The 25,365-nt window shown below is 65.3% G+C and carries 31 protein-coding genes and 1 tRNA gene; 23 read left to right on the top strand and 9 right to left on the bottom strand.

Annotated features, from left to right (window positions below; genetic code table 11):
• The first annotated feature begins 266 nt into the window (after positions 1-266).
• From V8201_RS11760 to V8201_RS11745, 4 genes are read left to right on the top strand one after another with little or no spacing between them, the layout of a single operon-like run.
• Entirely contained in the window at positions 267-947 is a 681-nt protein-coding gene (locus V8201_RS11760) for a recombinase family protein (protein WP_336545393.1), read from the top strand.
• Positions 948-987: 40 nt separating this feature from the next.
• A complete protein-coding gene (locus V8201_RS11755; protein ID WP_336545392.1) occupies positions 988-1,167 on the top strand; it encodes a hypothetical protein in 180 nt (59 codons plus the stop codon).
• A gap of 46 nt (positions 1,168-1,213) precedes the next feature.
• Positions 1,214-1,621, top strand: coding sequence for a terminase small subunit-like protein (locus V8201_RS11750; protein WP_336545391.1), 408 nt, complete (start codon positions 1,214-1,216; stop codon positions 1,619-1,621).
• A complete protein-coding gene (locus tag V8201_RS11745; RefSeq protein ID WP_336545390.1) occupies positions 1,578-2,993 on the top strand; it encodes a phage terminase large subunit in 1,416 nt (471 codons plus the stop codon). Before V8201_RS11750 ends, V8201_RS11745 begins: the two co-directional genes overlap by 44 nt.
• Positions 2,994-2,999: 6 nt before the next feature.
• On the opposite strand, the gene V8201_RS11740 is transcribed toward V8201_RS11745, so the two are convergent.
• A complete protein-coding gene (locus V8201_RS11740) occupies positions 3,000-3,206 on the bottom strand; it encodes a YegP family protein (protein ID WP_336545389.1) in 207 nt (68 codons plus the stop codon).
• A gap of 188 nt (positions 3,207-3,394) precedes the next feature.
• Between V8201_RS11740 and V8201_RS11735 the strand changes: the two genes are divergently transcribed.
• The 9 genes from V8201_RS11735 (at position 3,395) to V8201_RS11695 (ending at position 10,052) form a co-directional block, all read left to right on the top strand.
• Positions 3,395-3,562, top strand: a complete 168-nt coding sequence (locus V8201_RS11735) for a hypothetical protein (RefSeq protein ID WP_336545388.1) — start codon at positions 3,395-3,397, stop codon at positions 3,560-3,562.
• 10 nt (positions 3,563-3,572) lie between these two features.
• Positions 3,573-4,232 (top strand): hypothetical protein, encoded by a 660-nt coding sequence (locus V8201_RS11730; RefSeq protein ID WP_336545387.1) that lies wholly within the window; start codon positions 3,573-3,575, stop codon positions 4,230-4,232.
• A 257-nt stretch (positions 4,233-4,489) separates the two neighbouring features.
• Entirely contained in the window at positions 4,490-4,873 is a 384-nt protein-coding gene (locus tag V8201_RS11725; protein WP_336545386.1) for a hypothetical protein, read from the top strand.
• The gene (locus tag V8201_RS11720) at positions 4,870-5,082 is read left to right on the top strand and encodes a hypothetical protein (protein ID WP_336545385.1); all 213 of its coding nucleotides are present in this window, start codon (positions 4,870-4,872) and stop codon (positions 5,080-5,082) included. Before V8201_RS11725 ends, V8201_RS11720 begins: the two co-directional genes overlap by 4 nt.
• 78 nt (positions 5,083-5,160) lie before the next feature.
• Positions 5,161-5,805: a hypothetical protein gene (locus V8201_RS11715; protein WP_336545384.1), complete on the top strand. Its 645-nt coding sequence runs from the start codon at positions 5,161-5,163 to the stop codon at positions 5,803-5,805.
• Between the two features lie 36 nt (positions 5,806-5,841).
• Positions 5,842-6,504, top strand: coding sequence for a hypothetical protein (locus tag V8201_RS11710; RefSeq protein ID WP_336545383.1), 663 nt, complete (start codon positions 5,842-5,844; stop codon positions 6,502-6,504).
• A gap of 69 nt (positions 6,505-6,573) precedes the next feature.
• Positions 6,574-7,143 (top strand): hypothetical protein, encoded by a 570-nt coding sequence (locus V8201_RS11705; RefSeq protein ID WP_336545382.1) that lies wholly within the window; start codon positions 6,574-6,576, stop codon positions 7,141-7,143.
• Positions 7,143-7,547, top strand: a complete 405-nt coding sequence (locus V8201_RS11700; protein WP_336545381.1) for an HK97-gp10 family putative phage morphogenesis protein — start codon at positions 7,143-7,145, stop codon at positions 7,545-7,547. Before V8201_RS11705 ends, V8201_RS11700 begins: the two co-directional genes overlap by 1 nt.
• A 3-nt stretch (positions 7,548-7,550) precedes the next feature.
• Positions 7,551-10,052, top strand: coding sequence for a phage tail length tape measure family protein (locus V8201_RS11695; RefSeq protein WP_336545380.1), 2,502 nt, complete (start codon positions 7,551-7,553; stop codon positions 10,050-10,052).
• A 1,005-nt stretch (positions 10,053-11,057) separates the two neighbouring features.
• Here the strand turns inward: V8201_RS11695 and V8201_RS11690 are convergent.
• Positions 11,058-11,240: a hypothetical protein gene (locus tag V8201_RS11690; protein WP_336545379.1), complete on the bottom strand. Its 183-nt coding sequence runs from the start codon at positions 11,238-11,240 to the stop codon at positions 11,058-11,060.
• A gap of 333 nt (positions 11,241-11,573) precedes the next feature.
• On the opposite strand from V8201_RS11690, the gene V8201_RS11685 reads away from it, so the two are divergent.
• From V8201_RS11685 to V8201_RS11675, 3 genes are read left to right on the top strand one after another with little or no spacing between them, the layout of a single operon-like run.
• On the top strand, positions 11,574-11,972 hold the full coding sequence (locus tag V8201_RS11685; RefSeq protein ID WP_336545378.1) for a hypothetical protein: 399 nt from the start codon (positions 11,574-11,576) through the stop codon (positions 11,970-11,972).
• A complete protein-coding gene (locus V8201_RS11680) occupies positions 11,969-12,163 on the top strand; it encodes a hypothetical protein (RefSeq protein WP_336545377.1) in 195 nt (64 codons plus the stop codon). The genes V8201_RS11685 and V8201_RS11680 overlap by 4 nt, the downstream gene beginning before the upstream one ends.
• A complete protein-coding gene (locus V8201_RS11675; protein WP_336545376.1) occupies positions 12,160-12,348 on the top strand; it encodes a hypothetical protein in 189 nt (62 codons plus the stop codon). The genes V8201_RS11680 and V8201_RS11675 overlap by 4 nt, the downstream gene beginning before the upstream one ends.
• Positions 12,349-12,527: 179 nt before the next feature.
• Here V8201_RS11675 and V8201_RS11670 read toward each other — a convergent pair.
• Positions 12,528-12,601 (bottom strand) — tRNA-Gln (locus tag V8201_RS11670).
• 174 nt (positions 12,602-12,775) lie between these two features.
• Here V8201_RS11670 and V8201_RS11665 point away from each other — a divergent pair.
• Together V8201_RS11665 and V8201_RS11660 are read left to right on the top strand one after the other, a co-directional pair.
• Positions 12,776-13,798 carry a Ppx/GppA phosphatase family protein gene (locus tag V8201_RS11665; RefSeq protein ID WP_037535188.1) on the top strand — a complete coding sequence of 341 codons (1,023 nt, stop codon included), beginning with the start codon at positions 12,776-12,778 and terminating at the stop codon, positions 13,796-13,798.
• Between the two features lie 13 nt (positions 13,799-13,811).
• The gene (locus V8201_RS11660) at positions 13,812-14,498 is read left to right on the top strand and encodes an RlmE family RNA methyltransferase (RefSeq protein WP_037535189.1); all 687 of its coding nucleotides are present in this window, start codon (positions 13,812-13,814) and stop codon (positions 14,496-14,498) included.
• Between the two features lie 518 nt (positions 14,499-15,016).
• Here the strand turns inward: V8201_RS11660 and rpoZ are convergent.
• Positions 15,017-15,361 (bottom strand): DNA-directed RNA polymerase subunit omega, encoded by a 345-nt coding sequence (gene rpoZ / locus V8201_RS11655; protein ID WP_271299663.1) that lies wholly within the window; start codon positions 15,359-15,361, stop codon positions 15,017-15,019.
• 123 nt (positions 15,362-15,484) lie between these two features.
• Between rpoZ and V8201_RS11650 the strand changes: the two genes are divergently transcribed.
• A complete protein-coding gene (locus V8201_RS11650) occupies positions 15,485-16,654 on the top strand; it encodes a phospholipase D-like domain-containing protein (protein WP_271299664.1) in 1,170 nt (389 codons plus the stop codon).
• A 9-nt stretch (positions 16,655-16,663) separates the two neighbouring features.
• Here V8201_RS11650 and V8201_RS11645 read toward each other — a convergent pair whose 3' ends face one another.
• On the bottom strand, positions 16,664-17,149 hold the full coding sequence (locus V8201_RS11645; protein WP_037535192.1) for a MarR family winged helix-turn-helix transcriptional regulator: 486 nt from the start codon (positions 17,147-17,149) through the stop codon (positions 16,664-16,666).
• A 90-nt stretch (positions 17,150-17,239) separates the two neighbouring features.
• Positions 17,240-17,851, bottom strand: a complete 612-nt coding sequence (locus tag V8201_RS11640; RefSeq protein ID WP_037535324.1) for a class I SAM-dependent methyltransferase — start codon at positions 17,849-17,851, stop codon at positions 17,240-17,242.
• A gap of 185 nt (positions 17,852-18,036) precedes the next feature.
• Between V8201_RS11640 and V8201_RS11635 the strand changes: the two genes are divergently transcribed.
• Entirely contained in the window at positions 18,037-18,360 is a 324-nt protein-coding gene (locus V8201_RS11635; RefSeq protein WP_037535325.1) for an antibiotic biosynthesis monooxygenase family protein, read from the top strand.
• A 317-nt stretch (positions 18,361-18,677) separates the two neighbouring features.
• Here the strand turns inward: V8201_RS11635 and V8201_RS11630 are convergent, their stop codons facing one another.
• Positions 18,678-20,969, bottom strand: coding sequence for a CDC48 family AAA ATPase (locus V8201_RS11630; RefSeq protein WP_037535193.1), 2,292 nt, complete (start codon positions 20,967-20,969; stop codon positions 18,678-18,680).
• Positions 20,970-21,224: 255 nt separating this feature from the next.
• Between V8201_RS11630 and V8201_RS11625 the strand changes: the two genes are divergently transcribed.
• Positions 21,225-22,112 (top strand): LysR substrate-binding domain-containing protein, encoded by an 888-nt coding sequence (locus tag V8201_RS11625; protein ID WP_037535194.1) that lies wholly within the window; start codon positions 21,225-21,227, stop codon positions 22,110-22,112.
• Positions 22,113-22,247: 135 nt separating this feature from the next.
• Here V8201_RS11625 and V8201_RS11620 read toward each other — a convergent pair whose 3' ends face one another.
• Positions 22,248-22,706, bottom strand: coding sequence for a peptidylprolyl isomerase (locus tag V8201_RS11620; RefSeq protein WP_037535195.1), 459 nt, complete (start codon positions 22,704-22,706; stop codon positions 22,248-22,250).
• A 124-nt stretch (positions 22,707-22,830) separates the two neighbouring features.
• Here V8201_RS11620 and mgtE point away from each other — a divergent pair, with 124 nt between their 5' ends.
• Complete coding sequence (gene mgtE / locus V8201_RS11615) at positions 22,831-24,234, top strand: magnesium transporter (RefSeq protein WP_037535196.1); 1,404 nt, start codon at positions 22,831-22,833, stop codon at positions 24,232-24,234.
• A gap of 16 nt (positions 24,235-24,250) precedes the next feature.
• Positions 24,251-24,652 (top strand): DUF1489 family protein, encoded by a 402-nt coding sequence (locus tag V8201_RS11610; protein WP_037535197.1) that lies wholly within the window; start codon positions 24,251-24,253, stop codon positions 24,650-24,652.
• A gap of 10 nt (positions 24,653-24,662) precedes the next feature.
• Here V8201_RS11610 and V8201_RS11605 read toward each other — a convergent pair whose 3' ends face one another.
• On the bottom strand, positions 24,663-25,355 hold the full coding sequence (locus V8201_RS11605) for a GIN domain-containing protein (RefSeq protein ID WP_336545375.1): 693 nt from the start codon (positions 25,353-25,355) through the stop codon (positions 24,663-24,665).
• Between the last annotated feature and the right edge of the window lie 10 nt (positions 25,356-25,365).

The following is a 25,365-nucleotide window of genomic DNA, read 5'->3' as shown; positions in this document are numbered from 1 at the left end:
TGCTTCACCTGCGCTCATGCGCGACAACACCCGTCGGTCTCTGGTCGCAGCTGGATGAAAGACAGGGGTCACGTCACCCCGCCACTACCCGCAACGGCTGGCGTGATTGGGGGGTAGAAGCTTTTGGACGGTCTGGACGCCTCGCGCGCGCGAGCAGTTGGCGCAGGGGCATCAGCGGCACACGGATACCTCTCGCTGTGGAAGGCATTGCCAGCCCGTACAATTCCCCGTAACGAACGTTAGGCGGATTTGTAGAGGTAGCAGCCATGAGCAAGGCCATTGCGTATTACCGGGTGTCGACGGCTAAGCAGAGCGCGTCCGGCCTGGGGCTTGAGGCGCAGCGGGCAGCGGTGGAAGCCATGTGTGCCGCGCGTGGCTGGGAGATCGTCGCGCCGGCCTATACGGAAGTAGAGAGCGGGAAGCGCAACGACCGCCCCGCCCTCGCGCAGGCCATAGCTCGGGCGAAGCTGACGGGCGCTAGGTTGGTGATCGCCAAGCTCGACCGGCTCAGCCGCAACGCTGCGTTCCTGCTGACGCTCCGTGATAGCGGGATCGACTTCGTTGCCGCCGACATCCCCGATGCCAACGCGCTGACGATCGGTGTCATGGCACTGGTGGCGCAGCAGGAGCGCGAGGCCATCTCCCAGCGCACCAAGGATGCCCTAGCAGCGGCAAAGGCGCGCGGGCAGCGCCTCGGCAACCCGAACGGGGCGGAGGCTCTGAGGCGGGCGAATAAGGGCACTGGCGCGGCTGTCGAGGCTGCTACTCGCAAGGCCGATGAGCATGCCGAGCGTCTACGTCCCGTCATTGCCGAGCTGCATGCGCGCGGCGTCACCTCGCTAGGCGGGATCGCTGCCGCGTTGAACGAGGCCGGCATGCGCACCCCTCGGGCTGGCCAGTGGCACGCATCGTCTGTCCGCAACCTGGTCGCCCGGCTCGCCGCCTGAGTCCGCTTCCCACCGCCAACCGCACACGATACGATCCCTCATGATCGCAATCATCATTGGCATCGTATGCCTGTTCCTGTCCTTCGGGATACAGTCGAGCCTTCGTAAGCAGGGCGTTGAGCCGCTGACCCGCGGACAGCTGCGTTACATGCGGAAGAAGGCTCGCAAGCAAGGCGTGTCGGTCGACCAGATCAGCTACAAGCCCCGCCGCCGCAAGTAACCTGACGGCGGTAAGATACCCCGCCTAGACGCTTACCTGTCTAGGCATGTCCCTAGGCCGCGTATCCGTCCGCACTGATGCTGCCCGCGAGACCTTCCTCGCCACCCTCGCCAATGCCTGCAACGTCACCGCTGCGTGCAAGGCCGCCGGCATCTGCCGCCAGACAGCCTACCAGTGGCGCGAGGATGACGAGGCGTTCGCCCTCGCTTGGGCTGGCGCGTTGGAGGAAGCCGTAGACGCGCTGGAGAAGGAAGCTTTCCGGCGAGCGCATGACGGCATCGACAAGCCCATCGTCTACCAAGGCGTCGTGACCGGCCACTACCGCGAGTATTCCGATCGGCTGATGGAGATCCTGCTCAAGGCCCACCGCCCCGAGAAATACATCGAACGCACCCGGAGCGAGAACCTGCATGCCGTCGCCATCACGATCCAAGGCCCCGCTGCCGACCTTTGAGCCGACGTCGAAGCAGGCGGAGCTGATCGCGGCGGCTGTCAGCCCTGCTCGGCATATCCTCGCATACGGCGGCTCGCGATCGGGCAAGACGATGGGCTTCTGCTACTGCATCGCCACCCGCGCCATGATGGCCCCCAACAGCCGGCATCTGATCGCCCGCCTGCATAACGTCGACGTGCGGCAGTCGGTGATGCTCGACACCTGGCCGAAGATGATGGGGCTCGCCTACCCAGGCATCCGATGCGAGATCAATAAAACCGACCAGTATGCGATCATGCCGAACGGGTCGGAGGTCTGGTTTAGCGGGCTCGATGACAAGGAGCGTGTCGACAAGATCCTCGGCAAGGAGTTCGCCACGATCTACGTCAACGAGGCGTCGCAGGTGTCCTATGAGACGATCCCGATCCTGCGCACGCGCCTCGCGCAGGCCTGTCGCAAGTCCGATGATCGCCCGTTAGCCCTCAAGGCCTATTACGACCTCAACCCGAGCGGCAAAGGCCACTGGACCTATCGGGAGTTCGTTGAGGGCGTCCGGCCAGAGAATGGCTTGCCCGTCGAGGCGGATAGCCGCGCCCATGTCGTGCTCAACCCTGCCGACAACCCGCATCTACCGGCGGAGTATCATGCCGAGCTGGACGGCCTGCCCGACAAGCAACGCCAGCGCTTCCGTGATGGCAAATACCTGTCGGAGGTGCCTGGGGCGCTCTGGTCGCTGGACGATCGCAAGGCTGACGATGGCCGGGTCATGCCGGGGATCGATTCCATGCGCGTGCAGCAGGCGCCTCCGCTCCAGCGCATCGTCATTGGTGTCGACCCATCGGGCTCGAACGGCACGACGGGCGATATTCAGGGGATCATCGTCGCTGGCGTCGACAAGGCCGGGCATGGCTACGTGCTGGAGGATTGCTCCTGCCGTCTGTCTCCCGAAGGATGGGCGCGCGTGGTGTCGACTGCGGCGGAGCGCTGGGGCGCAGATCGGGTAGTGGCCGAACACAACTTTGGCGGCGCAATGGTTGAGGCTGTGCTGCGATCGGCTAACCCGAACCTGCCGGTGAAGCTGGTGACGGCCTCGCGCGGCAAGGTGGTTCGAGCTGAGCCGGTCGCCGCCTTCTACGAACAGGGCAAGGCTCATCACGTCGGCTCGTTCCCGGATCTGGAAGACCAGATGAGCATGGTCACGACGGCCGGCTATCATGGCGGCGGCTCACCCGATCGCATGGACGCCTTGGTCTGGGCGTTCACCGAGCTGATGGTCACGGCTCCGAGGAAATACGACATGCGGTTCCTCATCGCGACCGAGCAGGAGAGCAACTATTACCATGAGCATGGGCGGTGGCCGCCTGATGGTCGCTGGGGCAAGGATGAGGATTGAGTAATATCAGTCGTCCTCGACATCACCAGCTTTCCAAACCGGATCTCCCCCGCTCTTTCGGACTTGATCCAGCCCGTGGCGACAATCTTTCTTGGTGACATATCCTTCACCGCTGTCAGCAAGGATTTTGCCGTTTACCGCCTGATACCGCCAACGATATTCGCCTGCCTCGTCCTTATAGATGTAATATGACGGAAATGGTCGCTTCGCCATTGTGATTACCTCCGCATGCGACTCGGGATTGAGCATATGCAAAGGTATGATTGCTCAGCAAATCTGAATAAGCGATCAGAAGTGCGGCGAGTTGAGTACGATTGACGGCGGTAACATCCTGCCCCCCCCCTCCGCATAGCGTGTCCGTGCTGGCGCTTCACCATGACCGCCAGAGACGGAGACGAGACATGAAGACCATCGATCCCGGCGCTGCTGTTCGCGACGCCATCCGGCGCAACCGTCACACCCCCGACGCTCAATGCACCGTCCACACGACGCCGCCGCTTACGCGAGACGCAGCAGCAGCCGAGGGCGCGCTTGTCCGCGACCTCATCCGCGCCAACCGCAACAACTGAGGGCATCGGCATGGCTAAGCCCCTTTCGGAGCGCTTAAAGGCCGCTTTGTCTGCGAACGCGCGCGCCAGCGACGTTGCGCAGCTAATCGACATTGTGAATGCCGAGATCGTCACCGCGACCGCCGACCAAGCGAAGCACCACGCTATAGCGGTCGGTGTCGGATCGAGTGACAAGGAAGCCGACGAGGCGGCGGACGCCGAGAACCGCGCCGCTCGCCGGGTTGTTCGCCTCACCGGCCAGCGCGAGCAGCTGGAAGACCGACTGGCGGAGATCACGGCTGCTGAAAAGGAACGCGAATGGGCGCGTGTTGCCGAGGAGCGGGCAGCCGAGAAGGCGCAGCTGGTCGCGGACCTCAAAGCCGAATGGCCGTTGCTGGAAGCGAAGATGGTGCATCTGCTGTGGCGGATTGCAATCTTCGACAAGCACAGCAACGACGGAGCGGAGGCCGCCGCGCGAGAGTGCCGCGGCAACTTCTACGCCCCGTCCGGGCCGATCCCGCGGCTTATCAGCATCGATCTGCCGCGGTTCGAGGGCGACCATACGACGCTGGCATGGCCACCCCGCCGGCAGGAATATGATTGGGCGCTTATCGACGCCGCGGCCGGCGAACGCATGATTGCGGAAGCTGCCGAACGGGTTCGCAGCCTTGAGGCCGAGCGTGTCGCCTGATCCCGAGATGCCGGGGTTTATCCGTCCCCCGGCCGCCCCGCGCTGCGCGGAGGTTCCTAGCGACCCTCCCTGTGGCGCGGCGGCATCCCTTTCAGCGGATCGCCTGCTGGAGCGCATGGCGGCGGCATATCCGCCCGAAGCTGAGTTCACCCCGCAGGCAGAGCGCGAAGCATATTTCTCTGCGCAGCAGCTCGCCGCCTGGGAACGCCGATTTGGCGGAGGTAATCACAAGAACGGCAGAATCTAATCGCCATGCGATGCACGATACCGAAACGGCAGAGCGCATCGCCCAATTAAAGGTAGGGGTTCACTACCGCTACGGGACACGCCGACCATACCGCCCGGCTCCAATCGACTTCCGCGAAACATTCATTCGGATCGGGTGGGAAGATGAGATAATGGAGATCTACCACGCCAGTTCGACCGTTATCAAACGGTGGATTGACGAGTGCGGCGGAGACGAGTTGCTGGATGCCCGTTCGCAGGTTAGCGGAGTACGACACCAGCCACAGCGGCGGACCAAGATGCTTACATATTCCGAGGCGGTTGCTGCGCTGCAAGCCGGCGCAGATCTTACGTCGCTGGAAAGCCGCCGTAAGCCCCCGAAAGGCACGCCGCGGCAGGGAGAAATCGGCGCATGACCTGGAATTACCGCATCATCGACTTCGGCGACCATCTGGCGCTGCACGAGGTGCATTACGACGAGGCGGGCAAGCCGACGAGCTATACCGCTGAGCCTGCAACGTTCGTTGTCGATCCGGACTGCGGGCATGAGATCGTGTCGGAGCTGACGATGGCGTTGCAGGACGCGACGTCGAAGCCGGTGCTTGCGGTTGGCGAGTTTAACTAACGGCGGTAATCGGCAGCAACATACGTGCGTAACGTCTCCACATAAGCCCGCGCTCCGCGCCGGCGAAGGGAGACGACAATGCGGTTTCGACGCATCAGTGATGGTCAGATGGTCTCGGACAACGAGGCTTGTGACGCGGCAGGCACCGTCAAGGACGGATACGCCGTAAGCGAAAGCTTGGGCCAACGTTTCATCAAGGCGGGCGATTACCTCAGCTTCGATATGATGATGCTGGACAGTGCCATTCGCGGCACCAGCCCGGCAGCGCCGCGCACCCTCAGTGACGCTGAGTCTGCCTGCATCGTTGCGCGCGCCGCATCTGAGCACCGCACCCGCAACGCATACCTTGGTGATCGAGCGCCGGCTTTCACGAACGAGATGGCTGCGGCTGTCCTCGCGCAGGCCGAATCCACCAAGGCGCAGCTGGGCGTGCTCACTGCGAAGGCGAATGACGCGGCTCCTGGCACGCTCAGCTCCAATGAGCGCGCCTACGTCGTCGCCCGGGCGGAGTCCGATCACCGTACCCGTAATGCCTATCTGGGCGATCGCGCGCCTGCCTTCACTGTGCAGATGGCTGAAGCAGCCGTCGCGAAGGTGGAGGCAGATAACGTCGCGGCGCGTGCGCAAATCCAGCAGACCGCCGACGCTGCCGAGTTCGCTCGCGGGGCGAGCATCGCCGCCCGAGCCCAGATGATCGAGGGATTGAATAGCTGGCGCAAGTAACTGGCCGCGCTCCGCGCCGCCTACAGGAGATTACCGATGCCGAAACCTACCGATGATCGTATCGCCGCCGCCCTTGGCCACGGCGCGCGCATCACCGACGTAAACAGTCTCATCGCTGACATGCGCGCCGAGCATGCGAAGGCCTCTGCGGAGGCCATCCGGCTTGAGGCATTGTCTGTTGCCGTGTCGACGCCAGAACCGGAAGCCGATGCGGCGGCCGACGCCGCAAGTATAGAGCTACGCCGTGCAACGCGCCTCGCTGCCAAGATCGAGCAGTTGGAAGCGCGCGTGCGAGAGCTGGAGGAATCGAACCGGAGCAAGGCCCGCGAGGCGGCTTTCGATCGCGTGCGCGAGACCCGAGACAAGCTCGCGGCCGATCTGGTTGAGCAATGGCCGGACCTCAGCGGCAAGATGGTCACTCTGCTTGAGCGCATCAAAGCATCTGATGCGGAGGCAGAGGATGTTGCGCGGCAATTCGGTGTCTCGCCCATGCGTAGCGCTGAATCGATCGCACGGAATTGCCTCGACAATTTCATGTTGCCGCAGGGCTATGGCCCAGTGTGGATACCTCGCCTCACCGACTCCGTAATCGTCAACTTCGCAGCGGCAACCGCGGAGGATGTCGAATACCGACTCTGGCCGAAGCCCAAGCATCTCGATCCCCATTTCTACGGATACCGGGTTTCTCCTGCCCGGTAGTTGTGGCCGGCGGGCGGGCATTGATCTTCCCCGCCTCGCCGGTCGCAGCACTCTTTTGAAGGCTTTGTGATGAGCGAATGCAAGAACCCGAAGGATGAGGCGATCATCCATACCAGCCCCGACATCGGGAGCTTGGTGCAGCTGTGCGCAGCGAACCGCGCCCGCCCGCGGCGTGTCACCTGGATAGAGGTGCCATTCGCTGACGGCGTGTACCGCTTCCATTTACAGCGTGCGCAGATCCAGGAGCTGGAGCGCAAGTGCAGCTATCAGGCGAAGAACGGCGAGATGATCCCGCTCGGCATCGGAGCTATCTTCTCGCGTGTCGCCAAGGGTCGGTCCTTCCTTCCTACTGGTGAGGTCGACTGGTCTGCCATCACGCAGGCCGAGTTGTTAGCCAGTGAAATTTGCCAGATGGATTGCGTCGAGACGATCCGCCTCGCGCTGATCGGCGGCAACCGCGGTATTGTTGATGGCGAGGAGCTCCGCGTCGGCCCTGATCGCGCCCGGCAGCTGGTGGACACCTATGTCGTCGGGCAGCCTGTTGAGGATGCCTGGCACTATGCTTTCGCGAGCCTCGGGGCGCTGATGTACGGCGTAGCTGCCCCGGATGAGCAGGCCACCGAAGATATGGCCCTGTAATGGCTCGCGGCGGGCTTGGTAGGCTAGCGAGGTCGCTGGATAACCACGTCAGCCGTGCGCTCTACGCTGCCGGTCAACTTGTGGAGGATGAGGCCAAGGGCAGCATCACTCGCGGCTCTGCCGGTGGCCAGAAAGGCGGCAAGCATCAGCATGTCCCCAGCCTACCGGGCCAACCCCCAAACGAAGAATTTGGCGGCTTACGGGGCAATATCGAAACGATACAAGAAGAGCCGTTCAAGGTCATCGTGTCGTCTAACGCTGAATATAGTCAGCATCTAGAATTTGGAACGAGCAAGATGGCTGCCCGGCCTTTCATGGGGCCGGCCATAAATCAACCCAGAGACGAGGTAAGTAAACTCATCGCGGCTGGTGTGAAGCGCGCCGCTCAGGACGCGAAGGAATAAGCTATGGCCATCACCGCAGAGTCCGTCACCGTCGAGATCATTGCCAAGCTCGGTAAGGCGAAGGCCGATGTCCAGGATATGGACCGGACGTTCACGGCCTCGACTAACAGCATGGCGGGATCGGCGCGGCAGCTTGAAGGCCATCTGGATCGCCTATCGCAGAACAGCGCTACCAGCTTCGGAAAGCTCGGGTCGGGATCGAAGAAAGCCGCCGATGACTTTGAGAAGTCGGCCGCTCGCATTGCGAACGCTCAGCGCAACATCGGTCGGCAGGTCAGCGACGTGGGCGTCGGGCTCGCCGGCGGCCAGAATCCTGCCTTGATCTTCGCGCAGCAGGCTCCCCAGATCGCGGACGCGCTGGCCGATACCGGCGGCAAGGCTGCGAAGCTCGCGTCGTTCTTCGCCGGCCCCTGGGGCGCTGCCATCCTCGCCGCCGGCTCCATCCTCGGGACGACGTTGATCCCCAAACTCTTCGAAGCTGGCGACGCCGCTGACACCATGAGCAAGTCGCAGGCTGACCTTGCCAACTTCGTCAACACGACGACAGGCGCCATCAACCGCCAGACAACGGCCGTACAGCGCCTCGCGGCCGCTCAGGCGCGTCAGGGTTCAATCGAGTCGCAGACGCGCGCCTACGGACAGCAGCGGACGGCCACCATCAACGCTGTTGCCGCCGCTGGATCCGGTGCGAACAAGACTGGCAACGGCGCTTTCGGTGTCGGCACAGTCGCGCTGTTCGAGGATGATCCGGTGAAGAAGCGGCTGCGCGAGCTGGCCGCCGAAGCGGTGCGTACCAAGCAGCCCATCAACGACTTCGCGTTGGCAGTGCGGCAGGCGGTTGGCGATCGGCCGGAATATCGCTCGCTGGTCAAGACGCTGACCACCGCGGCCGGCAAGACGGTAGACTTAGCGCAGGGCGTCGAGCGGTTGAAGGCTGAGCAGGCGGTGTTGACTGGCACTGCTACCGACAATCAGAAGGCCTTGCTGGGGATCGGGCAGGCCACAAGCGGGCTGATCGAGAAGCAGGTCGCGCTGGCGACTGCCACAAGCAACGTCGAGCGCGCGCGTGCCAAGCTGGCGCTGGTGCAGGAGCGTGGCCGGGAGGTACAAGCTGGGGACGGCAAGGCGCTGTCTCAATACCGCGCCGATCTGACGGCGGCACAAGGCGCTGTGAACGCGGCTGAAGCGGCTGAGAAGGCGGCGGCGGCAGCCAAGAGTGATCATGCGAAGGCGACCCGCGATCAGGCCAAGGCTGAGCGCGAGCGCTTGAAGGACATCCGGGACGCCGCCCGATCGGAACGCGAGCTGCTGAGCTACAAGAGCGATCTGCTGTCGTCGAAGTCGGACCTGACCTCCGACACTCGGTTGCAGGACGAATATAGCCGTCAGCGGATCAAGCTTGATCAGCTGGGCCAAGTCGGCCGACTGGACGAGCAGCGCGAGCGCGGCGACCTCAACAAAGCCGAATACGACGAGCGCAAAGGGTATATCGATCAGATTGCGCAGAATCGGCTTGATCTTGTGAACCGCAATGAGGCGATCCGATACGCCAACGAAGAGCTGGAGGCGGCAAAGGCCGGGATCGGCAACCAGCGCGACATCCTCCAGGCGCAGGAGGGGCTAGCACGGACCGCCAAGGATCGGGCGACGATCCAGCAGAAGATCCTGGACCTCAGTATCGAGGAACAGCGGCTATCGGCGCAGAAGGTGTTGGACCTGGCGGCGCAGAACCGTGCGAGCCCACAGGAGGCGGCGCTAGCGCAGGGGACGCTCAACGCCCTGCCGGCGTTGAAGGCCTACGGACAGGCGACGATCCAGCAGAACAACCAAGGCCCCCTCGCCTCCTATCTCAACGGCATCCCCCGCGCCGGAGAGGAAATGAACGAGGCCCTGCAAGGCGTGGCGGTCAACGGGATCGAGCGTCTGAACGATGGCCTTGCCGATGCGGCCGGTCAGTTTCTCAAGCTCCGCGGCGTGGCTGGACAGGCTATCTCGGGCATCATCGCCGACCTCGCCCGCTTGGCACTGCGCCGGAACCTTCTGTCTCTCTTAGGGCGCTTTCTGCCCGGCAGCGGCGGCAGCGGTATCGCGAGCCCGTTTGCTGATGCGGGCGCCTCGACCTTTACGGCCGACTTTAGCGGCCTGCCGAAACTCGCGACTGGCGGTATCATCAAAGCTGGTGGTATTGGGGGCGTCGACAAGAACGTCCTGAGCGTCAACGGCGTGCCGCGTGCGATGATCGGCGCGCACGAGACGCTGAGCGTGTCCAATCCAAACATCGGCGCGATGGCAAACATGCGGGCGGCTTCCGTCAGCCGAGCGCCCACCGTTATCAATCAGAGCTTCAATTTGGACGCGCGGTACGGCGTCACGACGACCGAGCTGCTTGCCTACGTCAACGACACTGCCCGCAGCGAAGGGACGCGAGCTGGCGGGGCGGCATATGCGGCGAGCCAGCGCAGCGCACCCGGTACGCTAGCGCAGTATGACAAGTTAGAAGGATAGCGCCTTCATTCTTTGTCGAGACTAGGAGCGCGGTTGCCTTGGACGCTTTGGGGCTTGGTGCTCAGGCTCTTCCAAGATCGCCAAGAGCGCGATTATACTTGCCCCAGCTAAGGTGATGCGGCTCGATGTCAAAAGCGCTTGCATGACGTTTTGTGAGAATGCTGCAAGGAACAGCAAGGCAAGAGGCGCTAGCGCCAAGCCGCTGAAAAAATCGATTCCAGTTTGCTTACACAGCAACTTCTTGCCTGCCATCCGTGGCAGCTTGCGAATGTGCCGCACGTAGAAAGCGGCACCAATCACACTGAGCACATCTACCCAGTGCTCAGCCAACCATGGGCTGAGAAAAATGGGTATGTACGGTGTCAGACGTAGTGCTTAGCGTTAGCTACAGCGCCAACGACGCCACCAGCCAAGGCTCCTACTGCGTGCATATCGACTGCCGCTAGAGCAGGTACCCACCCAAGCGCCAAGCCCGAAAGGACGGCGCCGCCAAGAGCGAACGCTGCGACTATCCGAGCACCATGCATGAACGTTTCAGTGCGTGTCATGAAGCCCTCCATCGCTTGCAAAGACAACCCAATCGGTTGCCATAGACGCATGTGCTGACTCCTACGATAATCGCAAGGCCATCAGCGGCTTTGAGGCTGTAATTACGAGACGCTTGCGCTCGTAATTGCTATTGACCGTTCGGTCAACAAAAATCGCAGAAACCCTTGGGTCATACCCAACGAATTTTTTTCCCAGACAGTGCAAAAAGGCGATTTTCTATGCCGTAGGAAAAATTCCTAGATCGTTCGTCGGGAGCATCAGCGACGTCTCATCAGCTATGCTTTCAGCCGCCTTTTGTGTGAGCCCATTCTCGCCACCTAGCAGCCGCCGACCGATCTGACCGATCGGTGGCCTGATAATACTCACCCATATACGTACCGCTTGCGACCCAGACGCTCGGTGATCGCTTGTTCACGACCAGTGATATGATCGCACCCCAAACGACGACTTCAATATTCATCTCGGCCCCGTATCGAGGGCAGATGTGACGTAGGCCTGGTCGCCTTCCACCAGAACGAAATGATCTTTTGAAAAATGGACGATTGACATTCTGCCGTCGCCATATGGCGCGACGTATCTTACCATTTCTGGATTGATCGAGATCGTCTGCCCGTCGGCGCGTGTAAATCGAATCAGCATTCTCGCAGCCTATCAGAAGCACAGACGCGCGAAAGCCTCCCCTTTGGCGAGGGAAGGGCTTGCGCAGTGATTCGGTTAATGGCATCTCATCCGGTGGGTGTGAGAACCCGGAACTGAGATAGGCAGACAACCCGTTGGCGCGGGAGTGTCGCCGAAACATGCGAGGCGCGCTTGGCGGCGCGCATCGAACTTGGCCTATATGGCCGGGAACGATGCGCCATGTCCAGAGCGAAAGCTTAAAAGCGTATCGAGCGGTCTCTCAGTCCGTTTCTCACCTCCCGGTTCAAGCCCGCCGCTTGATGGCTGTGAGAAGCCAAAGCTGAGAGACGAAACATGCTGCAATTGCAGATCATAGCAGGCGCAAAGGCCCTGCCGATATACGACCTTCCCGCAGCGCTAGGAGCGCAGGCTGCCGCTAAGGAAGTGGCCGACCAGATCGAAGCTCTAATGGCGTTCCTGGACGACCTTGGCGGCGACCCTGACCTGGAGGAAGGCAACGACCTCGAAGAGGACAACAGCGACCGCGAGGGCGGCAGCTGGCCCGAGGATCAGCTGACCTATGGCACGATGAACGCCTACGGTGATGATGAGCAGGAAGACGACCTGCCGGACGTGCGGCAGCGTCACCGGCGTTTCATTCAGCGCACCCGTTGCCGCCAGTCGACCGTGGCAGGCGCTACCCTCTACCGTCTCAATTCGGGCGCGAACAATCGCGGCTGGGTGCGGATGTGACGGCCGGAGATCGCGCAGCGCTTGAGGCACTTAACATCCGCTTCGATCATACCGCGTCGATCGCGGTGCTTGTCGCGCAGCATACGGACGTGCCGCCGGACCTCGAAAACGCCCTCCGCGGCATCGCTGAGACGCTGAACGAGCTGTCGGAGCGCATGGACACGCTGGTGCATGCGGCAGAGCCGTCATGACCGGCGCAGAGAGCGACGCCCTTGATGAGGCGATGACGCGGCTGACCCATGCGGAGGCTATTTTGCAGCTGCTGGCTGAACCGCTCGATACCAACCTCGGAGAGGCGCTGCGTGGAGTGCACGCCATGCTGAGCGATTGCGGCAACCGCTTGGACCGCATTCTCACCGAAAGATTGAGAGAATGACCGCCTGTTAACGGCGAATCACTGGGGCTCCATGTCGCATGCGTGTTGCATGGAGCCGCCGGGATGCTGACGAAGCCGACGGAAACCCGCGGGAATACGATGCAACAGGACGCAACACGCAAAACGTTGCGAATCAGCCCCTCTGGGCCGCTAACTCACGCTTTTCTGGGGAAAACTGCTGGATGCCCGACAAGGATTCGAACCTTGATTGACGGAGTCAGAGTCCGCTCTCTTACCATTAGAGGATCGGGCAATCGCAGGCGGCGCGTTTAGGGCGGGGGTGGAGGGCTGTCAACGGCTATCGCGCCTCGACTTGTCGCAAGGCCTTTGCCGCGCTACCTAGGGGGCAAGCACCGAGCGGGTATCGTCCCGCGACGGCAGTATAAAATAGAAAGTCACCACGGCTATGGGGGATCGATCCGCCCGAATGCCGTACCGGCAGGACACCCCTGCCCGTCCGGCGCCGAGCCGGCCGCCCCGCGGCCGCTGGTCCGATGCGCAGGCCTTCGCCGCGCTGGATCTCGGCACCAACAATTGCCGCCTGCTCATCGCGCGCCCGCAGGGCGACGGGTTCGCGGTGGTCGACGCCTTCTCGCGTATCGTCCGCCTCGGCGAGGGACTCGCCGCGACCGGGCGGCTCAGCGATACCGCGATCGAGCGGACGATCGCCGCGCTGCGCGTCTGCGCCGACAAATTGAAGCGCCGCAACGTCACGCTGGCGCGTTCGGTAGCGACCGAGGCGTGCCGTCGCGCTGCCAATGGTACCGACTTCATCGCGCGGGCCTATGCGGAGACCGGCATCCACCTCGACATCATCTCGGCCGAGGAAGAGGCGCGGCTCGCGGTGCTCGGCTGCCATGCGCTGATCGAGCCGGGCGACGACCCGGCGCTTATCTTCGACATCGGCGGCGGCTCGACCGAACTCGTGCTGATCGACACCAAGCCGGGCGAGATGCCGCGCGTGCTCGACTGGCATTCGGCGCCATGGGGCGTGGTGTCGCTCACCGAACATGCCGGCGGCGGCGACGGCGAGCCGGGCCGCCTTGCCGCTTACGTGCGGATGCGCGAGATCGTCGCGGACAGCGTCGCCGATTTCGCCCGCCGCCTGCCGCGCGACGTCGCGCGGCCGCGGCTGCTCGGCACCAGCGGCACGGTGACGACGCTCGGCAGCGTCCACCTCGGCCTCAGCCATTATGATCGCGCGCAGGTCGACGGGCTGATCGTGCCGGCGGAGGCGATGCGGCGGATCAGCACCGACCTGTCGCGCAAATCGGTGCGCGAACGCGCGCAGCTCGCCTGTATCGGGTCGGAACGCGCGGATCTCGTCGTCGCCGGCTGCGCGATCCTCGAGACGATCCTCGATCTCTGGCCGGCCGAACGGCTCGGCATCGCCGATCGCGGCATCCGCGAAGGCATTTTGCGACGTTTGATGGGAAGCCCCAGACCATGACGAGGATCAGGCGATGAGCCGGGATGGCGGCGGCCTGCGCACACGGGTCAAGACGGCGCGCGGCCGCACCGCGCAATCGACGCGCTGGCTCGAACGCCAGCTCAACGACCCCTATGTCAAACGGGCCAAGGCGGAAGGCTATCGCAGCCGCGCTGCCTACAAGCTGATCGAGCTTGACGAACGGTTCGGCATCATCCGCGGGTCGAAGCGGGTCGTCGACCTCGGCATCGCGCCGGGCGGCTGGAGCCAGGTGATCCGCCGGCGGCTGCCCAAGGCGGCGGTGGTCGGCATCGACCTGCTGCCCGTCGACCCGATCGACGGCGTGACGATCTTCGAGATGGACTTCATGGACGATGCCGCGCCGGGCAGACTGATCGAAGCGCTCGGCGGCGCACCCGATCTGGTGCTGTCGGACATGGCGGCCAACACCGTCGGTCATCCGCAGACCGACGCGCTGCGCACGATGGCGCTGGTCGAGACCGCGCTCGCCTTCGCAGTCGAGGTGCTGGAGAAGGGCGGGACGTTCGTCTCGAAGGTCTTCGCCGGCGGCGCCGACCAGCAATTGGTAGCCGAGATGAAGCGCAACTTCGCCACCGTGAAGCACGCCAAGCCGCCGTCGAGCCGCAAGGGCTCGGTCGAGTGGTTCGTCGTCGCGCAGGGGTTCAAGGGCAGGGATCGGCCAGCGGACCAGCCTCGCTGATCCGCGTCGCGGGCCGATCCCCGGCCAGCGTCGCGGCACGCGACGACTGACGGCGCGGCTTTGCCGCGGCGGGATCGGGACGCCACGCCGCGTCCGCACCTCACGCCGCTTCCTCTGTCGTCATTCCCGCGCGGGCGAGGTTTCGGACGCGCACGTTCCGGCCCGAGCCGGAGCATGTAAAATCCCCGCCTGCGCGAGACCTCTGCGGAACGTCCTTCGTCATGACGGACCTGTTCCGGCATCCACTGCCCCGCAAGAGCTTAAGCCTTTGATTTTGCTGCACTGTGGACCACGGACCAAGTCCGGGGTGACCGCGCCTTTTGGGCGGGGCCGAGGCTTTCGCGGAGGCTCCGCCTGCGCGGGGATGACAATGGGGTGAGGCAGCCACCCTCTCTTCAGAGAACCAACCACAACCGCGCCCAAACGCAAACGACGCGGCAAGGCCGCGTCGTCCGTCATATTATGCCGGCAATCGGGTCGTGACGCGGGTCAGACAAGCCAATCCGCCGACCGATTGATCAGCCGTCGTAGTCGGCGCCGAGATTCTGGTTGCGCGGCGGCGCAGCGGCGGTCAGGCGCAGCGCTTCGGCGGAGGCCGTGAGCGAGCCGACCGCATCGACCTCGTCATCGTCGTCGATCTGGACGCGCTGCAGGCTGTTGACCACCGCCTCTTCGAGCGAATCGGGGCGGACCAGCTCGTCGGCGATCTCGCGCAGCGCGACGACCGGATTTTTGTCACGATCGCGGTCGAGCAGCAGCTCGGCGCCGCCCGAAATCTGCCGCGCGCGCTGCGCCGCGAACAGCACGAGGTCGAAGCGGTTGGGGATCTTGTCGACGCAATCCTCGACAGTGACGCGCGCCATGGACGCTTTCCTTCGCAAATACCGATGCAGTGAAGGGAGACGACTAGGCCGCCGCGCGTGCCAAGTCAAGAAATGCGCTCACCCGCGCTTGTGCGACGCCCGCGAGCCGGCCACAGACGGGTGATGGCCGATCCCGCTCCCCAGCCGACGTTCACCGTCGACGGCAACCGGCTGACGCTGCTCGACACCGGCCCGCGCCGGCTCGACGCGCTGCTCGCGCTGATCGACGGCGCCCGGCACGACCTGCGCATTCTCTATTACATCTATGCCGACGACGCGACCGGACGGCGCGTCAATGCCGCACTGGTCGCCGCGGCGGAGCGCGGCGTCGCCACCGCGCTGATCGTCGACGGCTTCGGCAGCGAAGGGCATGACGCCTTCTATGCGCCGCTGCGCGCGGCGGGGATCTCCGTGTGCCGCTTCTCGCCGCGCTTCGGGCGACGCTACCTGCTGCGCAACCATCAGAAGCTCGCGCTCGCCGACGCAGGCACCGCGGCGCAGCGGATCATCGTCGGCGGCTTCAACGTCGAGGACGATTATTTCGGCACCCCCGCCGACGCGGCATGGCGCGACCTCGGCCTGCTCGTCGAGGGGCCGGCGGCGGGGCGGCTCGCCGGCTATTTCGACGCACTGCACGACTGGACCCGGCAGCCCAAGGGCAAGATCCGCCGGCTCAACGCCGCCCTGTCGCGCTGGAGCGAGACGCGCGGGGCGACGCGCTGGCTGATCGGCGGGCCGACGCGGCGGCTGTCGCCCTGGGCGCGGGCGGTGCGCGACGACCTGCGCCGCGGCAAGCGGATCGACATCATCGCCGCCTATTTCACCCCCTCGCCCACCATCCTGCGCCGGCTCGACAAGGCGGGGCGGCGCAAGGCGAAGGTGCGCATCGTCACCGCCGCCAAGTCGGACAACAATGCGACGATCGCCGCCGCACGCTTCACCTATGCCGGCCTGCTGCGCCGGGGCGTGCAAGTGTTCGAATATCAGCCGACCAAGCTGCACACCAAATTATACGTGATCGACGATGCGGTGCACGTCGGCTCGGCCAATTTCGACATGCGCAGCCTGTTCATCAACATGGAGCTGATGTTCCGGGTCGAGGATCGCGCCTTTGCCGATCACGTCCGCGGCTATGTCGACGGCGAGATCGCCCGGTCGCAACCGATCACGCCAAGCTGGTATCGCGCGCATACCGGGCCGATCCAGCGCATCCGCCAGTTCTTCGCCTATCTGCTGATCGCGGTGGTCGATCCCGGCCTGTCGCGCGGGCTCAACTTCGGGATCGACGACTGAGCGCGAACCTCAGCGTCCCAGCGCGTTGACGTCGGCGCGGGCGGATTCGGGGATCAGCGCCTCGAGCACCGACCAATAGCCGGCCACCGCCTCCTGCCCCGCGCAGGAATAGGCCGACGCCATCCGCTCGCGCTGCTCTTCGTACAGCGCGAGTTCGAGCGCCGCGCCGCTGTCGGTGAGGCGGAGCAGGCGGTGGCGGCGATCGAGGTCGCCGTGCCGCATCTGGACGAGATCGCGGTCGACCAGATCCTTCATCACCCGCCCGAGCGATTGCTTGGTGACGCCGAGCAGGTTGAGCAGCTCGCCGACGGTGATGTCGGGCTTGCGGCCGATGAAGTACATGGCGCGATGGTGCGCGCGCCCCAGGCCGATCTCCGCCAGCTTCTCGTCGGCGCTGCGGACGAAGCGCGACTGGGCGAAGATCATCAATTCCATGCCCCGCCGAATCGCGGCATCATGCAGAAACAGCGCAGACGAGAGCTTGGGTGCGTCCATAACGGACGGGCTATCTTAACCTGCGATGAAAGGAAAGCCGATTCGTACCCGCCAGCGATGTTAAATATCGATTTTACTGGTAGATTTGGATCATTCCTTCCAAGCCCAGTAAAGCTGGGCCGGCGGCACGTTCCACCATTCCATATCGTGGTCGATCGCATCGAAATGCGGGGTGAGGTAATCCTTCACCTTCGGCGAGAATTGATAGACCAGAAACGCGCCGCCGGTGCGGATGACGCGGTGCGTCGCCGCGGCGATCGCCGGGCCGACGCCGGCGGGCAGCGTCGAAAAGGGCAGGCCCGACAGGACATAATCGGCATGGTCATGACCGTGGTCGCGAACGATCTGCTCGACGTCCGCTGCCGAACCCTCGACCGCGACGAAGCGCGAATCGGTGATGGTGTGATCGAGATAGCGGATGAAATCGGCGTTGGTGTCGATCGCGATCAGCGTCGCATCCGGCGCCATCCGTTCGAGGATCGGCCGGCAGAAGGTGCCGACGCCGGGGCCGTATTCGACGAACAGCTTGCACGCGCTCCAGTCGACCCGGCTCAGCATCTTGCGGATCAGACGGTCCGACGACGGGATGATCGAACCCACCATCACCGGATGTTTGAGAAACCCCTGGAAGAACATCGAGACCGGACTCGGCACGCCGGCAGGACGGGAATTGCGCCGTGCGGCGGTGGTCGGACTGGGCATCATAATCCTGTCGTGTTCGTGATCGGCCCGCGTTCGACCCGCGGGTGACACCCCGTGCCACGTTTCCCGAACGCGTTTCAAGACACAGGGTTGCGTTTGCGCGACGCTTCACCGCAGCCGGCGCGCTTGTCCGGCGTCCCCGCCGGCCTAGAATGGACCGCGCCGAGGACGTCGGAGGAGCAGCGATGACGACGCGGGACGCGGGCACGATGGTGGTGATCTTCGTATCGCAGCGCACCGGCGCCGATCCGGCCGGCTATGACGCCGCGGCAGCGCGGATGGACGCGCTCGCCGCCGCGCAACCCGGCTATCGCGGCGTCGACAGCGTGCGCGACGTGGCCGGGCTCGGCATTACGGTGAGCTATTGGGCGGACGCGGTGACCGCCGCGGCGTGGCGCGACCATCCGGAGCATGTCGCGATCCGCGAGCAGGGCCGGGCCGTGTGGTACGACTGGTACACGGTCACCGTGAGCGAGACGACGCGCGCGTACCGCTGGACGCGCGGTTGAGCCGATGGGCGGCCGTCATGACGATTTCGGCGCAGCAATGCTGCCGTGGGCATGGCTAAGGTATTGTCAGGCCAGCGCGGATGACGTCCGCGCAACGGCCGGCGCGGCGCTTGGGAAGAGCGGCGCTTCGACAGGCTGAGCGCGAACGGGGGTGGGGGTGGCCGCTTTCCTCTCCCCTGCCCCTGACTTCTTCCGTTAGTCCTGACTCCCCGTTAGCCCTGAGTTCGTCGAAGGGCGGGGTTCTGCGAGCGAGCACCCGCCCGTAGACAGGTGCCCTTCCCACTCACTCCGCTCGCGCAAGCAGAGGCGCAAGGCGATCAATGGTCCGCCTTGCCGCCGCGGCTCTGCAGCTGGCCGGGCGAGATGAAGCCGATCGGCTGGATCGCCGCGGCGTCCTGCTTCAGCCGGGCGGCGATCTGTTCGTAATCCTTCTCCATCTCGGGCGTGACGCTGGCGCGCGATTCGGTCAGCGCCGCGTCGAAGTCGGCCATCGTCACCGCGGTCGACTGCAACGAGCGGCGCAGCGCGACGAGGCCGGCGCGGCGCACCACGTCTTCCAAATCCGCGCCGGTGAAGCGGTCGGTCCGCCGCGCCACCGCGTCGAGGTCGACATCGTCGGCGAGCGGCATCTTCTGCGTCTGGATCGCGAGGATGCGCCGCCGCCCGTCGCTGTCAGGCACGCCGACATAGACGAGTTCGTCGAACCGCCCTGGCCGCAGCAGCGCCGGATCGATCAGATTGGGCCGGTTCGTCGCGCCGATCACCACCACCGATTGCAGCTCCTCCAGCCCGTCCATCTCGGCGAGGATGGTGTTGACGACACGCTCGGTCACCTGCGGCTCGCCCGCGCCGGACCCGCGTGCCGGCACCAGGCTGTCGAGCTCGTCGATGAAGATCACGCAAGGCGCGACCTGGCGCGCACGCTGGAACAGCCGGGTGATCTGCTGCTCGCTCTCGCCATACCATTTGCTCAGCAGGTCGGAGGATTTGGTGGCGATGAAATTCGCCTCCGCCTCGCGCGCCACCGCCTTGGCGAGCAAGGTCTTGCCGGTGCCGGGCGGTCCGTAGAGCAGGAAGCCCTTGGCCGGACGGATGCCGAGCCGGCGGAAGGCGTCGGGATCCTTGAGCGGCAGTTCCACCCCCTCCTTGAGCCGGACCTGCGCGGCGTCGAGCCCGCCGACATCGTCCCAGCGGACGCGCGGCGCCTCGACCATCACCTCGCGCATCGCCGACGGCTGGACGCGCTTCAACGCGCCGAGGAAATCCTCGCGCGTCACCGACAGGGTATCGAGCACCTCGGGCGGCACCGTCCGTTCCTCGAGGTTGAGCCGCGGCATGATCCGCCGCACCGCCTCGATCGCCGCCTCGCGGGTCAGCGCGGCGAGATCGGCGCCGACGAAACCGTAGGTGGTCCGCGCCAGCTCGGCGAGGTCGACCTTGTCGCCGAGCGGCATGCCGCGGGTGTGGATGCCGAGGATTTCGCGCCGGCCGCGCTCGTCGGGCACGCCGACGACGATCTCGCGATCGAACCGGCCCGGCCGGCGCAGCGCCTCGTCGATCGCCTCGGGCCGGTTGGTCGCGGCGATGACGACCAGATTGGCGCGCGATTCGAGCCCGTCCATCAGCGTCAGCAATTGTGCGACGACGCGCTTTTCCGCCTCGCCCTGGACGTTGCCGCGCTTGGGCGCGATCGAATCGATCTCGTCGATGAAGACGATAGAAGGCGCCGACTTGGCCGCCTCCTCGAAGATCTCGCGCAGCCGCCCTTCGGACTCGCCATAGGCCGAGCCCATGATCTCGGGGCCGTTGATCAGGAAGAAGCTCGCATCGGATTCGTTGGCGACGGCGCGCGCCAGCCGCGTCTTGCCGGTGCCGGGCGGGCCGTAGAGCAGCAGCCCCTTGGGCGGCTCGACGCCGAGCCGTTCGAACAGTTCGGGATAGCGCAGCGGCAGCTCGACCATCTCGCGCAATTGATCGATCGTCGTCGCCATGCCGCCGATATCGTCATAGGTGACGTCGGCGCGGCGCTGCGTCGGCTCCTCATATTCGGGGCGCAGCTCGATCTCGGTATTCTCGTCGATATGGACGATGCCCTTGGGGCTCGCCGCGACCACCGCGAGGCGGATCTCCTGCAAGGCGTAAGCGGGGGCGTTCATGAACTGCTGGATGCCCGGCGGCATGTTGCCGACGCGCTGATGCCCCGCGGTCGCGACGACATCGCCCTGGCAGAGCGGCCGGCCGAAGAAGGTTCGCTTGAGCGCCTGCGGCTGGCCCTGCAGCCGCAGATTCTGCTGCGCCGGCGCGAAGACGACGCGCGTCGCGGGCTTCGATTCGACCTTGCGCACCTCGACAAAATCGCCCGCGCCGACGCCGGCATTGGCGCGTTGCAGACCGTCGATGCGCAGCACCTCGATCCCCTCGTCCTCGCTATACGGCCCCACCGCCCGCGCCGGCGTCGACTGTTTGCCGACGATCTCGATCACGTCGCCTTCGCCGACACCGAGCGCCGCCATCAGGCTGCGCGGCAGATGCGCCAGACCACGGCCCGAATCTTCGGGACGGCTGTTCGCCACCTGGATCTTGCGGGTGGGGGTATCGCTATCGGCCATGCAGCTGGAATCCTCGAAACGGCGTCGAGGGTGGGAGATAGGAGCGAGGGAGCGGACGCGCTACCGGCGGCAAAGCCAAAAAAAGGGCCAGCCCCGAAGGGCCGGCCCGTGAAAGTTTTTAGGAGAGGATGCCTGAAAGGCCCGTCCCTTTTGTCCGCCGACACTTTATGTTGCAACTGCGAAAAGAGACGGTACGATTGCAGAAGTTGCACTCGTTGGCGTAAGGCGCGTCGGCGAGGCAGGGAGAGGATCGTCATGCGCAGACTGCCGCCGCTCGGCGCGATCGAGGCTTTCGTTCAGGTCGCGCGGCTCGGCTCGGTCAAGGCCGCCGCGACCGAACTCGCCTTGTCGGCGCCGGCGCTGAGCCGCCGCGTCCAGTCGCTCGAACGCTTCATCGACCGGCCGCTGTTCGAGCGCCGCCACCAGGCGATGGTGCTCAACGCCGATGGCGAGCGACTGCTCGGACAGATCGCGCCGGTGCTCGACAGCCTGTCGGACGCGGTCGAGGGGATGACCGGGACGATCGAGGTATTGCGGCTGCGGCTCGGCATCCTGCCGCTGTTCGCCTCGCAGCGGCTGTTCCCGCGGCTGGGCGAGCTGCGCGCGGCGCATCCCGAACTGCACCTCGACATCGATACCGCCGGCCACGGCATCGCCCGGCTCGGCGAAGGGCTCGATGCGGTGATCGCCCTGTCGCGCGAGATCGATCCGACGCTCTACGCCAAGCGGCTCGATCGCAACTCGGTCTATGTGATCGGCGCGCGCACCCTGCTCGACGGCCCCGATCCGGTCAGGCGGCCCGAGCAGCTTGCCGGGCTGACCGCGCTGATCCATCGCGAGATGCCCGACAATTTCACCGCCTGGCGCGATGCGGCGAAGATCGATCCGGGCATCGAGCCGCTGGCGATCGACTATTTCGATTCGGGCGCGCTGATGCTGGAGGCGGCGGCGCAGGGCCTCGGCGTCGCCTTCATGCACGAAAGCCATTTCCAGGAAGCCCGCGACCCGCGGCTGGTGCGCCTGTTCGATATCGTCGTCGAAAGCCCGTACAGCTATTGGTTCGTCTGCCGCCCGCGGGCGCTGCACCAGCGCCCGGTGCGCATGTTCCACGACTGGCTGATCAAGACGCTGGGCGAGGTGTGATCCTCCCCGGCACGGGGAGGTGGCAGCGCGCCGGCGCTGACGGAGGGGGGCTTCCACGAACGCCTCGCTCGCGGAAGCCCCCCTCCACCACGGCAGGCGGCCGCGGTCCCCCTCCCCGGTGCTAGGGAGGAGTGATTACGCCGCCCGTGCCTTGACGATCTTGCCCGGCTCGCGCGGCGGCTCGCCCTTGGGCAGCGCGTCGATCAGCTCCATGCCGTCGGTCACTTCGCCCCAGACGGTGTACTGGTTGTCGAGGAAGCGCGCGTCGTCGAAGACGATGAAGAACTGGCTGTTCGCCGAATTGGGATCGCTGGTCCGTGCCATCGAACAGATGCCGCGCACGTGCGGCTCCTTGTTGAACTCCTGCTTGAGGTTCGGCTTGGTCGAACCGCCGGTGCCGTCGCCACGGCCGCCGTCGCCGCCCTGCGCCATGAAGCCGGGAATGACGCGGTGGAACGGCACGCCGTCATAAAAGCCCTCATTGGCCAGTTCCGCGATCCGCGCGACGTGGTTCGGCGCCAGATCGGGCCGCAGCTTGATCGTAACGTCGCCGTCGGCCAGCGTCAGCGTCAGTGTAGTGTAGGTATCGGCCATGGTTCTTCCTCTTATGGTTGACACGCAGGTAGTATCGCTGACGCCCGGAGGCAAATCCGCAAGGGTGGCCAATACGGTCGCGGCGCGATAGAGCGCAGGCGAACAACGCCGGGCGGAGGCTGCGATGAGCGAGATCGAACTTCCCGAGCCGCCGGTCGTCGAGCAGGACGAACTCGACGAGGACGATCGCCTCCGTCCCGAATTCGTCGACGCGGTGCTGGAAGCGGTCGCCGACGGCGACGACGAGGCGGCGCGTGTGCTGGTCGAACCGCTCCACCCCGCCGACATCGCCGACCTGTTCGAGCTGACCCCGCACGAGGATCGCGGGCCGCTCGCCAAGGCGCTGAAAGACCTGCTCGACGCCGACGTCTTCGCGGAGATGAACGATTACGTCCGCGAGGACCTGATCGACGCGCTGACGCCGACCCAGGTCGCCGACCTCGCCTCCGAGCTCGATACCGACGATGCGGTCGCGATCATCGAGGACATGGACGAGGCCGAGCAGCGCGCGGTGCTGCGCGCGCTCGACCCCGACGATCGCGCCGCGATCGAGGAAGCGCTCTCCTATCCCGAGGAATCCGCCGGCCGGCTGATGCAGCGCGAGCTGATCGCGGTGCCCGATCACTGGACGGTCGGCGACGCGATCGAATTCCTGCGCGGCCATGACGAACTCACCACCGATTTCTGGGAGATCTTCGTCGTCGATGCGGGGCATCACCCGGTCGGCACCTGCCAATTGTCGTGGATCCTGCGCACGCCGGGCAGCATCGCCATCGCCGACGTGATGAAGCGCGAACAGACGCTGATCCCGGTCGACATGGATCAGGAAGAGGTGGCGCTGCGCTTCCAGAAATATGCGCTGATCTCCGCCGCGGTGGTCGATGCCTCCAACCGGCTGGTCGGCATGATCACCGTCGACGACATCGTCCATATCATCCAGGCGGAAGCGAGCGAGGATACGCTGCTGCTGTCGGGCGCAGGCGACGGCGACATCAACGAACCGCTCCGCCTGACAGTGCGAACGCGGCTGATGTGGCTGGTCGTCAATCTCGGCACGGCGATGATCGCCTCGTCGGTGGTGGGGCTGTTCCAGAGCACGATCGCCGCCTTTGCGACGCTGGCGGTGCTGATGCCGATCGTCTCCGGGATGGGCGGCAATGCCGGCACGCAGACGCTCGCCGTCGTCGTCCGCGCGATCGCCACCAACCAGCTCACCGATTCGAACACGCGCTGGATGGTGTTGCGCGAATTGCGCATCGCGGCCGCCAACGGCCTCGCGCTCGGCGTGCTGATCGGGCTTGGCACCTTCATCATCTTCGGGCGCACCGATCTCGCGCTGGTCATCGCCGCGGCGATGTTCACCAACAACATCACCGCCGGCCTCGGCGGCGTGCTGGTGCCGGTGACGCTCGACCGGATGAACGTCGATCCCGCGGTGTCCTCGGCGGTGTTCGTGACGACGCTGACCGATACGATGGGCTTCTTCTCGTTCCTCGGCCTTGCCACCTTGTGGGGACTGCACGCCTGACCCACATCCCAAGGCCATGTTGCACCTGACGAAAGTGGCCTTCGGCGCGACCAGCGTCGAACATCTCGCCGAGCGGTTGACACTGCGCGCCGCCGATGGGCCGGTGTTCCTCACCACCCGCTACCTGCCCAAGCGACACGAGGAGGTCGCCGGGGTCGGATCGCTGTTCTGGATCCTCAAGCACCAGCTCGTCGCCCGCTCCGCGATCACCGGCTTCGGCGAGGCGGAGGGCGGCCGCGTCGCGATCCATATCGATCCCGCCCTGGTGCTGGTGCAGACCCGCCCCAAGCGCGCGCATCAGGGCTGGCGCTATCTCGAGGCGGCGGATGCGCCGCTCGACCTCGGCGGCGAGACGGACGGGCTGGCGGCGATGCCGCCGGCGCTGATCGGCCGGCTGGCGGAACTCGCGCTGATCTGAGCCGGGTCGCCTATTCCCCCGTGCCGCACGTCACCGGCGCGCCGGCGCTGGCGACGACGCGGCATTTCGGCCGCCCGGCGACGCTCACCATCCCCAGACCGTTGCTCGCGACCAAAGCGGTGTAGCGCGCCTGCGCGCGTACCGTGCCCGGTCCGTCGAGATGGACAGTGAGGTCGTTGGTCGCCAACGCCGCGGCCTCGATCGTCCCCGTCCCGCTCGCCACAAGCCGCGCATCGGTGGCGCGTCCGGCGAGCGTGATCTTGCCGTCGCCGGCGAGCTGCACGCCGAGCTGGTCCGCCTCCACCGCGGCGACCGCGAGCGTCGCCGTCCCCGCCGCGGACAGGTCGACACGGGCACCCTTGAGCTGCGCGACCGTCACCACGCTGCCGCCGATCACGGTCAGGGCGGCGAGGCGCGGCGTGGTCAGGCGGATGCGCAGCGGCGCCGTCGCCGCCTGCCGCTGTTCGCCCCAGCGTGTCGCATTGGTCTGGCGGATGGTCAGCGTCGTGCCGTCGGCGTGGAGGTCGACGGCGCCGATCGCCGCGCGGTCACCCTCCACCGTCGCGGCGGGGGCACCGGTGGCGATCGTCACCGCAAAGCTGCCGTTGATCCGCACACGCTCGAAGCTGCCGAGCGCAACGTCGCGCTGCTCGGCGGCAGCGGCGGTGGGAAGCAGGGCGAGCGCAGCGAGCAGGCGGATCATCGGCCGGAGA

The organism is Sphingomonas kyungheensis, from assembly GCF_037120395.1.
GTDB classification, from domain to species: Bacteria; Pseudomonadota; Alphaproteobacteria; order Sphingomonadales; family Sphingomonadaceae; genus Sphingomonas; species Sphingomonas kyungheensis.
This window is presented reverse-complemented; position numbering and strand designations above follow the sequence as displayed.